This window comes from Alteromonas sp. G4i35, assembly GCF_054960375.1.
Genome location: NZ_JBHNZD010000029.1, coordinates 40,338 through 54,169, shown reverse-complemented (window position 1 = coordinate 54,169; position 13,832 = coordinate 40,338). Strand labels below are relative to the sequence as shown.

Sequence of the window (13,832 nt, the reverse complement as noted above, 5' to 3'; positions counted from 1 at the left end):
GCCGTGCAATGCACGGCTTTTTTTATGTGTCTTTTCTATTTATCGTAATACATTTAACGCATCCTATCTGTATGTAAGTGATTACTTACAAACGAGTTCGCAGCCAGCTTTATGCTGAAGCCAGCATTCATTTGCTAGCTCTGCGTTGATCAAAGGATGCGATTTTAGCCAGCCTTCAGGAAAAGTAAGTGTCCACTTACTTTCTTCGCACTGCAACGTTACCTCTGGTATATGTTTATTCTGACGACGCAGACATAACACCACTGCTATACGTAAAATTCGCAATAAGCCTTTTAGCATTGGACGGTAGTCTTCGTGGTACTTTTCAAATACGTCTGGCTTTATGTTTAACCTATGCTGAGCAACTAAATCGCGGATGGCGGCGCGCTGAAGGCGCGTGAAGCCGGGCAAATCAATATGACTTAATATGTATTCACCATGCTCATGATGGCGCTTATATTCAATGTGAAGACCTATTTCATGGAGCTGTGCGGCTGCACCTAAAATGGTTTCGGTATCTAAATGACAAATGTTCTGTTGTGCACAAAGTTGATGGCATAAAGTAAGCGCTACGTGACTAACCGAGTTCGCGTGACTGGCATCTACATGATAACGATGTTTTGCCTGATTAAGGGTCTGCTGGCGTCTATCATTCTCGGTAACGTTATCTAGCATTCCGTAGATAAGTCCTTCTCGAAGCGCACCACCAGAAATATTCATGTGCTTAATATTTAGCGCTTCAAATAAGCTGATGAGGATCGCTAAACCAGACGGGAAAATAGCTTTTCTGTTATCTTCCAATCCGTCGATATCAAGGGTTTTAATGCTGCCGCATTCAATACATTGCTTTTCTAAATGATACAAATAGTCTAAGCGGATAGCATCACTAATACCCTGTGCTACAAGAATCTCAGTAATGGCTTGCGGCGTGCCAGATGCACCTAAACAATTCTCCCAATCAAAACACAAAAACGCGCTAGACACATCGGCAATAAGCGCGTGTGCGGCTTGTTTGGCATTGTCGAAATTGTTTTCGGTGATAGTGCCGCCGGTGAAATAGCGCTCCATAAACGTTACACAGCCCATATCCAAACTCTTAAGATGGATAGGCTGCATGTCGTTACCGATAATGATTTCTGTGCTGGCGCCGCCAATATCTATGACTAAGCTATTGCCTTGGTTGGCGGATGTGTAGGCTACGCCAAGATAAATTTGTCGCGCTTCTTCTTCACCGCTAATCACTTCAAGTTTGTGATTGAGAATCTCTTCTGCCTTGCGAATGAATACATGCGCATTGGTTGCCAGTCGCAATGTAGCGGTCGCTACAATTTTAATATTAGAAGGGGGGATATCCTGCAGGCGTTCCGAGAATACTTGCAGGCATTGCCAGCCGCGTTCCATGCTTACGTCATCAAGTGCTAGCTCATCATCTAAACCTGCTGCTAGGCGCACTTTCTGTTTAATTTTCCCTATTATTTGCACACTGCCGTTAACAACGTGAACAATCACCATGTGAAAGCTGTTAGAGCCTAAATCTACGGCGGCGTAATACTCGCCGTAGGTTTGTGCGTCGTGCTGGAGTTCTGCCTGCATAAAACCTCGATTCTTATTGAGTACCTTTACGCCTCACTGTTGCGCTCTGTTGTTTCGGTTTTGAGGCTTTCCACGGCCTCTTCCGTTTCCACGACGTGAAGAATTGCGGTTGTTAGGCGTACGTCTTCTACGTGGTTTTGGAGGTGTTACATCATCAAGTAGGGCGCTGCGGTCGTAATCGGTAACCGGTATTGCCTTTTGAATGTATTGCTCAATAGCAGGTAAGTTTAGTGCGTATTTTTCGCACGCGAAACTAATTGCAACACCACTTTGTCCTGCACGGCCAGTACGACCAATACGGTGTACATAGTCTTCGGCGTCGTCAGGTAAGTCGTAGTTAAATACGTGCGTTACCGCGTCGATATGAAGACCGCGCGCTGCAACGTCGGTTGCGACTAAAATATCAAGATTGCCTTTGGTGAAATCTTCTAAGATCCCAAGGCGTTTCTTCTGTGGTACATCGCCGCTAAGCAAGCCCACGCGATGGCCATCTGCGGTAAGCCAGTCGGTAACTTTCTCACAGCTATTTTTAGTGTTGGCAAAAACAATTGCCTTTTCTGGCCATTCTTCTTCAAGCAGCGTAAGAAGAAGCAGCATCTTGTCGTCATCAGACGGATAAAATAGCTCTTGAGAAACGCGAGTTGCAGTTGTTTGTTCTGGCGCTACCTGTACGTGGGTAGGGTTGTTCATGTGCTCGTAAGCAAGCTCTTGCACACGGTAGCTAAGTGTAGCTGAAAATAGCATGCTCAAACGTTCGCTTGCCGGTGGCATGCGGCGGAATAAAAAGCGGATATCTTTTATAAAGCCTAAATCGAACATGCGGTCGGCTTCATCAAGTACGGCAACCTGAATATTCTTCAGTGTGAACACATTCTGTTTGTAGTAATCCAGTATGCGTCCTGTCGTACCAATTATAATATCTACCCCTTCTTCCAAAGTTTCACGTTGACTTTGGTAACCTTCGCCCCCATAAATCAAACCAAGCGACAATCCAGTATGCTCACTAAGCAGTTTGGCGTCGTTATAAATTTGAACGGCGAGCTCTCTGGTCGGCGCCATGATAATTGCGCGAGGGCCATTTGATTTGCTGTTATCTGCATTTTCTGCTTTGCTTAGCAAATAGTGAAATGTAGCTACCAAAAAGGCAATGGTTTTACCGGTTCCGGTTTGAGCCTGACCTGCAATGTCGTGACCTTCCAATAAAGGAGGCAGTGCAAGTGCTTGAATTGGTGTACAATGTGAAAAATTAGCTGCCGCCAAGGCGTCAACAACCTTGCCGTTAATCGGCAGGTCAGAAAAGTGAGTATCAGTTAAGTGAGTAGGCATAGCTTATAGCTTATCAGTGCTTGCATTAAAAAACAGTTTCTATATAACACTTATGGTCAGGCTGAGACAAATCAGCGACAGACCAATAATGGAGAAAAGAATGAGCGACAAAATTATCCAGTTATCTGACGATAAATTCGAAGCAGACGTTATCAATGCTGAAGGTCCTGTACTGGTTGACTTCTGGGCCGAATGGTGTGGCCCGTGTAAAATGATCGCACCAATCTTGGAAGAAGTTGCGACCGAGTTTGATGGCAAGTTAACAGTTGGCAAGTTGAATGTCGATGAAAATAACGAAACTCCACCTAAATATGGTATTCGTGGTATTCCTACATTACTACTTTTCAAAAACGGTAACGTTGCTGCAACTAAAGTAGGCGCGCTATCTAAAGCTCAATTAACAGAGTTCCTTAACGAAAACCTTTAATTGATTTCAAATTGAAAACCGGTGCTAACGAAGCACCGGTTTTTATTTACGCCACAGGGACTAACGTTTCATTCTAGAAGAGCAAGCCACAAATTATTTAACATTTCGGCGGTAAAACGCTGGACGTTGATTAAATATAGTGCTAACTTTTCTTCAGCGCTCATCCGAGCAGCGTTCTGCTTACGCCCACATCAGGGTGATATCAAATCTAAACTAGAACAGAGTGACTTTAAGTCCTGTAAGCGAAGTTCAAGCACAAAGACCCACCAGTATGAATTTAACTGAATTAAAGAACAAACCAATAAGCGAGTTGGTTAACCTGGCCGAGGAGATGGGCCTGGAAAACATGGCGCGCGCCAGAAAACAAGACATCATTTTCTCAATCCTAAAGACACACGCTAAAAGCGGTGAAGACATCTTTGGTGATGGGGTACTAGAAATTTTACAGGACGGTTTCGGCTTCTTACGCTCAGCTGACTCTTCGTATCTTGCAGGACCAGACGATATTTATGTATCGCCAAGCCAAATTCGACGCTTTAACTTGCGTACCGGTGATACGATTGCCGGGAAAATTCGTCCACCGAAAGACAGTGAACGATACTTCGCCCTGCTAAAAATCCGCGAAGTTAACTTCGACAAGCCTGAAAATTCACGTAATAAAATCCTTTTTGAAAACCTTACACCACTTCACGCAGCAGATCGCTTGCGCATGGAACGTGGTAATGGCTCAACAGAAGACATTACGGCTCGTGTACTAGATTTGGCGTCGCCAATCGGTAAAGGCCAGCGTGGTCTTATCGTAGCGCCACCTAAGGCCGGTAAAACGCTTCTTCTTCAGAATATTGCTCAGTCAATTGCTGCTAACCACCCAGATTGTGAGTTAATGGTATTACTTATTGATGAGCGTCCGGAAGAAGTAACCGAGATGCATCGTCTTGTTCAAGGTGAAGTCGTTGCTTCAACCTTCGATGAGCCAGCAAGTCGTCACGTACAAGTTGCTGAAATGGTTATCGAAAAAGCCAAGCGTCTTGTTGAACACAAAAAAGACGTGGTTATCCTGCTTGACTCGATTACTCGTCTTGCTCGCGCTTACAACACGGTTATCCCATCATCAGGTAAAGTACTTACCGGTGGTGTTGATGCGAATGCTCTTCACAAGCCTAAGCGCTTCTTTGGTGCCGCCCGTAATGTTGAGGAAGGCGGAAGCTTAACGATTATCGCAACAGCGCTTATCGATACCGGCTCTAAAATGGACGAAGTTATCTACGAAGAGTTTAAAGGTACAGGTAACATGGAATTACACCTTAATCGCAAAATCGCGGAAAAACGTGTGTTCCCGGCTATCGACTTCAACCGCTCTGGTACCCGTCGTGAAGAACTGCTTACAGCGCAAGATGAACTACAGAAAATGTGGATCCTTCGCAAAATCGTTCACGAAATGTCAGAAATTGACGCAATGGACTTCCTTATCAGTAAGTTGTCGATGACCAAGACAAACGATGAGTTCTTTGACGCAATGCGTAGACAAAAGAGTTAATAGAAACTTAGTAATAAGTTGATATTTAAGGAAAAGGCGCCACTCGGCGCCTTTTTTATTCCCTGCATCGATAAAGCACTTTTCTTATACTTCCGTCTAATGCCCTCAGTCTTGTGAATGGGGTATTTTCGTTTGCTTATTGATTTTTAACAGCAATCGTTAGTTCAATGGTGTGTTCTCCCTTGAGATGATTTACTCTGTCTAAAAAACACCAAAGGAAATAATAGTTATGTACCAGAAATTGCTGTCACTCGCATTTGCAGGGTTGGCCTCTGTGTCAGCTGCTAATGCCGCTCAGATCAATGTTGATGAATTAGCGAATAAAGTCGAGCCTGATGTAATTAAATGGCGTCATCACTTTCATGAATTTCCTGAATTATCGAATCGCGAGTTTAAAACCGCTGAATATGTTGCTGACTACCTTGAAAGCCTAGGTTTAGAAGTGCAGACCGGTGTGGCAAAAACGGGTGTGGTAGCTATTTTAGACTCGGGCAAGCCAGGTCCTGTGGTTGCATTACGTGCAGACATGGACGGACTTCCTGTAAAAGAGCAAAACGATTTGTCCTACCGCTCAAAGCAGATGGGCGAATACAACGGAAAAGAAGTGCCGGTTATGCACGCCTGTGGTCACGATACTCACATGGCAATGCTCATGGGCGCGGCAAAAATTCTTACCGAAATTAAAGGCGACCTGAAAGGTAAAGTGAAGTTTATCTTTCAGCCAGCAGAAGAGGGCGCACCCGCTGGAGAAAAAGGCGGTGCGGAAGTTATGGTTGCTGAAGGTGTACTTAAAAACCCTGATGTAGACGCTATTTTTGGCCTGCATATCAATGCTAACACCGATGTGGGTAAAGTGCGTTATAACGCGGGTGGCACCATGGCCGCGGTAGACCCATTTAAAATTGTTATTCACGGTAAGCAAGCCCACGGCGCTTATCCTTGGAAGAGTGTTGATCCAGTGGTTACCGCTGCGCAAATGATCATGTCAATTCAGACTATAGTAAGTCGTGAGTTGAAATTGATTGACGATGCAGCGGTGGTGTCTATTGGCTCTATTCACGGCGGTAACCGTTCAAACATCATTCCAAATGAAGTAGAAATGGTTGGCACAATTCGTACACTCAATGAAGCCGCTCGCGATCACATTTACGAGTCGCTTCCGCGCAAAGTAAAGGCTATTGCTGAAAGTATGGGCGCAGAAGCAGAACTTACGCTACCGCTAGATTACTATTACCCCATTACGTACAACGACCCAGAGCTTACAAAAGCCATGCTGCCTACTATGCAGCGTACCGCAGGCGTTGAAAATACGCTGCTTTCTAAACCGGTCACGGGGGCGGAAGACTTTTCATTTTTCCAAGAAAAAATTCCAGGTTTATATGTTTGGGTAGGCGGTAAGCCATTAGACGTCTCTGAAGTAGATAGCCCTGCTCATCACACACCGGAATTTTATGTTGATGATGAAGGCATGAAATTAGGCGTGAAGCTTCTAACGAACTTTACCCTAGATTACATGGCTCAACACTAAATCTATTCGCCGGAGACATGCGTTGAAAATTGGCAGTATTTCATTTTCTTTTTCATGGTCTCTGGCCCTTCAAGCACTACTTGTATGTGTGTTAGGTGCGGGTCTTAATGCTCTCAACCCACCTTTTGATAGCACAGGGATAGCTACATTTGGCATAGGTGCGGCAGTCTACGCTTCACTTCGGTTTTCTCCTTTTATTTCCATTCCTATTGCACTTGTTGTCAGCCTTCCCTTATGGCTTAACGACGGGAGCATAGTTGGAAAAGAAAGCCTTACTCTACTGCCTATCGTGCTTAGCTTTTTTGGCTATAACAAGTCGCTTAAACAGGTGATAAAAGTAGGCGCAGGCTTTTGGTCTATTGTCTTTCTGCCCATTCTCGTTTTAGAGCATTCTCTTTATGATGGCGATAACGCAAATATGCTGTTTTCGGGTGTGCTGGTCACCTGGGTAAGCGGTGTATTTGGTCTTGTAACCGGACACTTTTCGTATTTGGCAGTCCACGGGCTTAAGCGACAAACATCAAGTAAGTCCGAGCGGGTTACGCTGCACTTTCTTTTTGGGTACTTCTTTTCCGGTTGCTTCTTCGTTGCTTCCATGGCAGTAATTTATTTGTCGGTAAGTCTGTTTCAACAACAGCAAGAAAGACAAATTCACAGTTACATGTCGCAGCGGGTGAATGTGCTGGAGTTCCAACTTTCGAATTTTATTCAGCAACACCAAAGTGCCATTATTAGCGCAGCGCAAGTGTTGTCTAGCGAGGTATCAAACAGCGATTTCGATAATGCAGCGGTGACAAATTTGCGGGTGTTGGCATCGCACAATCCAGAATTTTTGACCTTCCTCATTGCAGATGACAATGGCGATCTTACCCACGCTTACCCGCCTAGCCTGTTGGATAAGGCAAGACAAAGCGGCTTGTCAAATGTGGCTTACAGGCCGTATTTCTTTGAAGTCATGCAGACAGGTAAACCATTCCTTTCAAATGTATTTCAAGGCCGAGGTTTTGGTAACGATCCAATTGTAGCCTTGTCAGCCCCTATTACAGATGCAGATGGCACTCCAAAAGGTATTGTAGAGGGCTCTTTATCGTTAAAGAGCTTTTCTGCTATTGATAACTTAAGCTTGGGTGGTTTTTTGATGCTCATTGAGGATCAAAAAGGCGAAGTTATCTATGCATCTAAAGGCCTGAAGATGAAGCCACTCACTAAAGCACCTTTTTATATTTGTGAACCTGATTGTGCTGTTGAGGTTGAGAACGGGCCTCATGGGAAAACATGGTTGAGGTTAGCGAAAGATATGCCTTTTGCTAGCTGGAAAGTCAGCTATTACTTCGACAAACGACTGTTAATGGCATCAATGAGTAATTATTTGCTAAAAGACTTACTTCTGCTATTGGCATTATCTGCATTTGGAACATTCACCGGATACGTAGTCGCAAAAATGGTCGGCGCGCCTATTCGTCGCCTTGTTCGCTATATTTCCGAATTCGACCCCACACAAAAAGAAGGTGTTAAAGCACCACAAAGGGCACTGCACATTCAAGAGCTCTCGTCGCTAAGCGATGAGTTCGTGAGTTTAGAAGCCCGATTGCTCGATGCATTTGAAGAGCTAAAGGTTGCAAGAGAAGTAGAGCAAAGCCTGAATGTCGAGCTAGGGGAATTGAATCAGTCTTTGGAAAAGCGCATAGAAGAGAAAACCGAGCACCTTGCGTTAGCGCTTAAAGAAGCGGAAGCCGCGAATGTGGCGAAAACGCAGTTTCTCGCCAACATGAGTCACGAGATTAGAACGCCAATGAACGGCATTATTGGCTCATGTGAATTGATGCTCGAGAATGAGTTGCCGGAAAATGTTTCGGCTAGAGCCAAAACAATTTCACGCTCTGCTAGCAATTTACTTATCATCCTAGACAGTATCTTAGATTGGTCGAAGATTGAATCGGGTAAAATGCTTACCGATATTCAAAGCTGTGCCATTCGCGAGTTACTTGAAGCTTCTTGTGACCTCTACCGTCACGCTGCGCAAGTAAAAGGGTACGATATTGCTTTGTATATTAATCAGGGCGTACCTAACGCACTGAACATTGATGCAGGGAAGGTGAGCCAAATCATCAATAACTTACTTAGTAACGCGATTAAGTTCACCAGCGATGGTGTCGTGACGGTTAACGTCAGCTATGCCCACCAAGGACTTAAAATTTCGGTTACCGATACGGGAATAGGCATTGCTCCCAACAAACTACGCCTTATTTTTGATAAGTTTGAGCAAGCCGATCCGTCCACCACTCGAAATTTTGGTGGCACAGGATTAGGTTTGGCCATTTCTAAAGGTTTGGTTGAGCTTCTTGGTGGTGAGCTTTATGTTGAAAGTGAACTGGGTAAAGGAACAAGCTTCACCTTCCACATTCCTGCCACAGTAAGTGAAGAAAAAGAGCATGCAGAAAATGAGGTGATTCCGTCATTACCTGATGGATTACGGGTTTTATTGGCTGAAGACAACGACATTAATGCTGAAATCGTCATGGACATGCTCAAATCGTCCAACATCAAATGTATTAGAACGAAAAACGGGCAAGATGCTGTTAAGGCCGAGAAGAGGCACGATTTCGACGTAATTTTAATGGATTGCCAAATGCCGATCATGGATGGTCATACAGCATCGAAACTTATTCGAAGTGAAGGCAGGAATAAGGACACGGTCAGGATCATCGCTTTAACCGCCAATGCGTTTATCGAAGACAAAAATGCCTGCTTAGAAGCAGGCATGAATGCGCATTTAAGTAAGCCTATTCGCAAGCAGGTTCTATTTGACTGTATTGCCCGTGAACTTGCTAGCGTTTGAGGCTACATCAGTGTTATCGCTCGGCGCTTCGCTAACGAATCGCAGTACAATATACCCTAAGCACGCCGAGACAAGAGAGCCGGTTAAAATGCCCACACGCTCGTCAAAAATTTGATTGATACCTGTCTGTGCAAAGGCCAGTCCCCCAATGAATAAGCTCATTGTAAAGCCAACTCCGCAAAGTAGCGCACAGCCATAGATATGCTTGAAGTTAAGATCCTCTGGTAACTTAGCCAGCTTTAACTTCACCATTAAGTAGCAAAAACCGAATACGCCAATTTGTTTACCCACAACCAAGCCAAGAAAGATCCCAAAGGTAACAGGATGGAAAATACCCTCCGGACTGATGTTACCAAAACTTATGCCGGCGTTAGCGAAGGCGAATAAAGGTAGGATTGCGAAACTCACCGAGCCATTCAAACCGTGCTCTAGTCGCGTTACCGGAGAATAAGATTCGTCTTTCTCATCCCGCATAGGAATAAAGCCAGCAAGTACGACACCTGCCAGTGTGGCGTGAACGCCTGACTTCAACATGGCTACCCACAGAATGATTCCCACAAAAACATAAGGCGGAATATCTACCACATTGCGTTTATTCATTTGCCACAACAGCAATAAACAACCTGCAGCAATATACAGCGCACCCGCGGTAATGTGCTCGGTGTAAAACAGGGCAATAATTACGATAGCACCGATATCGTCAATAATAGCCAGGGTGACTAAGAAAACTTTCAGGCTCGTAGGTACTCGACTACCTAGTAGCGCCAAAATACCTAACGCAAACGCGATGTCAGTAGCGGCGGGAATTGCCCACCCTGCAATGGCTACGGGGTTGTCCCAGTTAATGCCTACGTAAATCAAGGCGGGTAGTGCCATACCACCCACAGCACCCGCTGCGGGTAAAATAATATCTTTGGGATTGGCCAATTCACCTTCGCAGATTTCCCGCTTCAGTTCCAGACCCACGTGAAAAAAGAACACCGCCATTAACCCGTCGTTAATCCACAGCAATAATGGCTTATCGATAGCCCACGTACCGGCTGATATTTGTACCGGCATACTGATTAAATGATCGTAAAGCGTATCTAGGGGAGAATTAGCAATAATGAGCGCAAGAATCGTTGCACCCATTAACAATATGCCGGGAGCGGCTTCGCGATTTAAGAAGTCAGAGACCACGTCTTGTACTTCTTCTATCACCTCATCAAGTACGTCGGGTTCGTGCTTATCTGTCATCAATAACCTCTAACGCCCGTTCATGGTCAACGTCGCAAAGTGTGGAAATAAAAGCGTTCGTTAATCCGTGTAGTCAGGCAACTTTTCTACATAAATTAATTATAGTTAATACGACTGACAGCGAAGAGATAGATCACCCTTATAAGAGAGTAGCCTCAACAACCCTTAAGCGAGTGGCGCTATAATTGACGCCATTTACGGTGGGATTTTGAACGGTTTTACGCTACAATCGCGGCCTTTCCAAGGTTGTCCACTTTACCTACCCCGAGGATCTCTAGATGGCAAAAGTCGCGATTGTAATGGGTTCAACTTCAGACTGGCCTACTATGCAGCAGGCCGCAAAAATGCTGAAGTCGTTTGGTGTTGAATTTGAAGCGAAGGTGGTGTCGGCGCACCGTACACCCAACTTGCTAGTAGAGTTTGCAGAAAGCGCTGCAGATGAAGGTTTTAGCGCAATCATTGCTGGCGCAGGCGGCGCAGCTCACTTACCGGGAATGATTGCTGCACACACGCATTTACCTGTGTTTGGCTGCCCGGTTAAATCAAAGGCGCTCAACGGATTAGACTCACTGCTTTCTATCGTTCAAATGCCGAAAGGTGTTGCGGTAGGTACACTGGCAATAGGTGAGGCTGGTGCAGCAAATGCGGGTCTTCTCGCGGCACAAGTTGTTGCGCTGCAAGACGAAAGCGTACGCAATGCCGTTATCGCTTTTAGAAAATCGCAAACTGATACGGTACTTGCTTCAAGCAATACGTTGGAGCTAGATGAATGAGAGTAGTCGTTTACGGCGCAGGCCAACTTGCTCAAATGATGTACCTGGCGGGAAGCCCGTTAGGTATTGACGTTCAAGCTGTGGACGTAAACAACGATACCGTTGTACATCCAGTTAGCAAAACCCCTCTTGAAATCTCACTTGCTCAAGCACTAGAAGGTGCAGATGCTCTTACCGTAGAATTTGAGCATGTACCTGAAAGGCTTCTTGAAGACGCGGCGAAAACAAACAAGTTGATGCCGAATATCGACAGCATTCTTGTTGGCGCCGATCGCGTACGTGAGAAAAAGCTGCTTGAAAGCATGCAGGTGGCAAATTGTGAGCACCAAATAGTTACCGACCTTGCCCAGTTAGACGATTGCGTAAAGCAGTTGGGTAGCAAACTTATTCTTAAGGCTAGCCGCGATGGCTATGACGGATATGGTCAATGGCGTCTAAGTGATGAGGCTGATTTACCTGAACTAAAAAATGCCCTTCAGGGATTAGATTTGCAGACTGTGCCTTTAGTGGTTGAAAAAATGGTGGCTTTCGACAGAGAGTTGTCATTAATCGGTGTACGCAATGCTAATGGCGACGTACGCACCTATCCACTTGCTGAAAATTTGCATCACCAAGGTCAACTTCATGTGTCGGTTGCGCCAGCGACTAACGTTGATGATGCACTTCAGGCCCAGGCTCACGATATTTTTGTGAAACTTGCTGAGGGTATGAACTACGTCGGTGTGCTGGCTGTGGAACTATTCCAAGTAGGCGACAAGCTACTTGTAAACGAACTTGCTCCTCGTGTACATAACTCCGGGCACTGGAGCCAGTCGGGCGCTGTAACCAGCCAGTTTGAAAATCACTTACGTGCAGTCTGTGGATTGCCTCTTGGTGACACGTCAGCCATTGGCCCAAGCGCTATGGTCAACATTATTGGTTGCAGCAGCTTCTCGCGCGATTTGCTAAGCATCGATGGCAGTCATCTTCACTGGTACGGAAAATCTGTTCGTGAAAAGCGCAAGATGGGACACATCAATGTCACCACGAATAGTTATGAAAGCTTGGGTGAAAAGCTCATGGCATTGAGCAAATATTTACCGCTTGAGTACTTCCCAAAATTAGTTGGTGAAGCAACGCGATTAAAAGGTTGACACCCACGCGTTTATCGCTAGAATACGCATCCGCTGTCTAGGCAGCGGTTTTTAAAGTGTGCCGACTTAGCTCAGTTGGTAGAGCAACTGACTTGTAATCAGTAGGTCGCCAGTTCGATTCCGGCAGTCGGCACCATTTTTCTTTTTTCCTATGCCAATCTTACGTACACTTGCTTACGAGTATTCATTCGGAGCAGACTGTATGTCATTTTTTTCCAAATCACTTAAACCGTTAGTTATCGTAACTGGCTTATTTTCTTTAAGCATGTCTGCGACTATTTACGCGCATGGCAATGACCATGATAACCATCACATGCCAAAAGAGCAGCACAAGCACGCCAGTAAGCAATCAGAAGTAATGGTAATGAATGGTTATGCCAGAGCGACCTTTGCTTTGGCAAAAACCGGCGCAGTGTACTTTACTTTGCATAATCATGGTGACAGCGATAAAACACTGACGTCTGTTTCAGTATCAAGCGATGTAGCAAGTGAAGCGCAAATCCACACAACGGTGATGGAGGAAGACGTGATGAAAATGCGTGAGCTAACTGACGGCGTTATAATAAAAGCGGGCGAAATGGCCTCTTTTGAATCAGGCGGCCGTCATATCATGTTGATGGGGCTGACCAAAGGATTAGAAGAGGGCAGCGAAGTAGCACTAACCCTCACATTTAGCGATGGGAGTGAACTACCGGTTTTGCTACCTGTTAAAAAAGAAGCGGGCGAAAGCCACCATCACCACCATTAATAGAGTGGCTGAGGCAGAATGTATAAAGTCATCGATTAATGCGATGAATGCAATCAACTAAACCGTTAATCTAAATCAAAATTTCTGTAGTACTATTAACTTATATTATTTAAACCAAGATTTTTCAGCGCCGATGAATGGACTGAAGGTAAATCTAAAAAGGGTTTTAACGTTAAGGAGTGTGACATGAGCAAGATTGATATTGGTATTTCTGAGAGCGATCGTAACGCAGTAGCAGAAGGTCTTAAAAAGCTATTGGCCGACTCTTACACTTTGTACCTTCAAACGCATAATTTTCACTGGAATGTAGAAGGTCCGCAGTTCCGTGAATTGCACCTAATGTTCGAAGAGCATTACACAGAGCTTGCCGAAGCGGTAGACGAAATTGCAGAGCGTATTCGTACTCTAGGTGTAGCTGCACCGGGCACATATAAGTCGTTCGCTGAGCTTAGTTCAATTGAAGAAGTGGAAGGTGTACCTGAAGCGACGGAAATGGTGAGATTGTTAACTCACGGTCATGAGCAAGTTGTGAAAACCTGCCGTGAATCGTTAAAGCTAGCGCAAGACGCAGACGATGAGTCATCTGCAGCGTTAATTGGCGATCGTATGCGCGTTCATGAAAAAACTGCGTGGATGCTTCGTGCAACATTACCGAAGTAAGTCGCTACATAAGTGCGGTGACAGTGATTTAA

Annotated in this window: 11 protein-coding genes and 1 tRNA gene; 9 read left to right on the top strand and 3 right to left on the bottom strand. The window is 45.1% G+C overall.

The annotated features are described in order from the left end of the window. Positions 1 to 81 precede the first annotated feature (81 nt). Positions 82 to 1,593 carry a Ppx/GppA phosphatase family protein gene (locus ACFI6L_RS17530; RefSeq protein ID WP_039225044.1) on the bottom strand — a complete coding sequence of 504 codons (1,512 nt, stop codon included), beginning with the start codon at positions 1,591 to 1,593 and terminating at the stop codon, positions 82 to 84. A gap of 33 nt (positions 1,594 to 1,626) precedes the next feature. After that, a complete protein-coding gene (gene rhlB / locus ACFI6L_RS17525; protein ID WP_014975523.1) occupies positions 1,627 to 2,919 on the bottom strand; it encodes an ATP-dependent RNA helicase RhlB in 1,293 nt (430 codons plus the stop codon). Positions 2,920 to 3,019: 100 nt separating this feature from the next. Between rhlB and trxA the strand changes: the two genes are divergently transcribed. From trxA to ACFI6L_RS17505, 4 genes are all read left to right on the top strand, one after another. Next, positions 3,020 to 3,346: a thioredoxin TrxA gene (gene trxA, locus ACFI6L_RS17520; RefSeq protein WP_012517074.1), complete on the top strand. Its 327-nt coding sequence runs from the start codon at positions 3,020 to 3,022 to the stop codon at positions 3,344 to 3,346. 271 nt (positions 3,347 to 3,617) lie between these two features. Then, positions 3,618 to 4,883: a transcription termination factor Rho gene (rho, locus tag ACFI6L_RS17515; protein WP_014948094.1), complete on the top strand. Its 1,266-nt coding sequence runs from the start codon at positions 3,618 to 3,620 to the stop codon at positions 4,881 to 4,883. Between the two features lie 229 nt (positions 4,884 to 5,112). Next, positions 5,113 to 6,411 (top strand): amidohydrolase, encoded by a 1,299-nt coding sequence (locus ACFI6L_RS17510; protein ID WP_239259208.1) that lies wholly within the window; start codon positions 5,113 to 5,115, stop codon positions 6,409 to 6,411. Between the two features lie 22 nt (positions 6,412 to 6,433). Beyond that, positions 6,434 to 9,250, top strand: coding sequence for an ATP-binding protein (locus ACFI6L_RS17505; protein ID WP_462574505.1), 2,817 nt, complete (start codon positions 6,434 to 6,436; stop codon positions 9,248 to 9,250). Here ACFI6L_RS17505 and nhaA read toward each other — a convergent pair. Beyond that, positions 9,212 to 10,486, bottom strand: coding sequence for a Na+/H+ antiporter NhaA (nhaA, locus tag ACFI6L_RS17500; protein ID WP_014948097.1), 1,275 nt, complete (start codon positions 10,484 to 10,486; stop codon positions 9,212 to 9,214). The genes ACFI6L_RS17505 and nhaA overlap by 39 nt on opposite strands. Positions 10,487 to 10,764: 278 nt before the next feature. On the opposite strand from nhaA, the gene purE reads away from it, so the two are divergent. The 5 genes from purE (at position 10,765) to ACFI6L_RS17475 (ending at position 13,800) form a co-directional block, all read left to right on the top strand. Continuing rightward, entirely contained in the window at positions 10,765 to 11,259 is a 495-nt protein-coding gene (purE, locus tag ACFI6L_RS17495; protein ID WP_014948098.1) for a 5-(carboxyamino)imidazole ribonucleotide mutase, read from the top strand. Next, positions 11,256 to 12,392: a 5-(carboxyamino)imidazole ribonucleotide synthase gene (locus ACFI6L_RS17490; protein ID WP_014978177.1), complete on the top strand. Its 1,137-nt coding sequence runs from the start codon at positions 11,256 to 11,258 to the stop codon at positions 12,390 to 12,392. Before purE ends, ACFI6L_RS17490 begins: the two co-directional genes overlap by 4 nt. A gap of 60 nt (positions 12,393 to 12,452) precedes the next feature. Then, positions 12,453 to 12,528, top strand: a tRNA-Thr gene (locus ACFI6L_RS17485). Between the two features lie 66 nt (positions 12,529 to 12,594). Next, positions 12,595 to 13,140 (top strand): copper chaperone PCu(A)C, encoded by a 546-nt coding sequence (locus ACFI6L_RS17480; protein ID WP_014948100.1) that lies wholly within the window; start codon positions 12,595 to 12,597, stop codon positions 13,138 to 13,140. A gap of 186 nt (positions 13,141 to 13,326) precedes the next feature. Next, positions 13,327 to 13,800: a Dps family protein gene (locus ACFI6L_RS17475; RefSeq protein WP_014948101.1), complete on the top strand. Its 474-nt coding sequence runs from the start codon at positions 13,327 to 13,329 to the stop codon at positions 13,798 to 13,800. Positions 13,801 to 13,832: the final 32 nt, after the last annotated feature.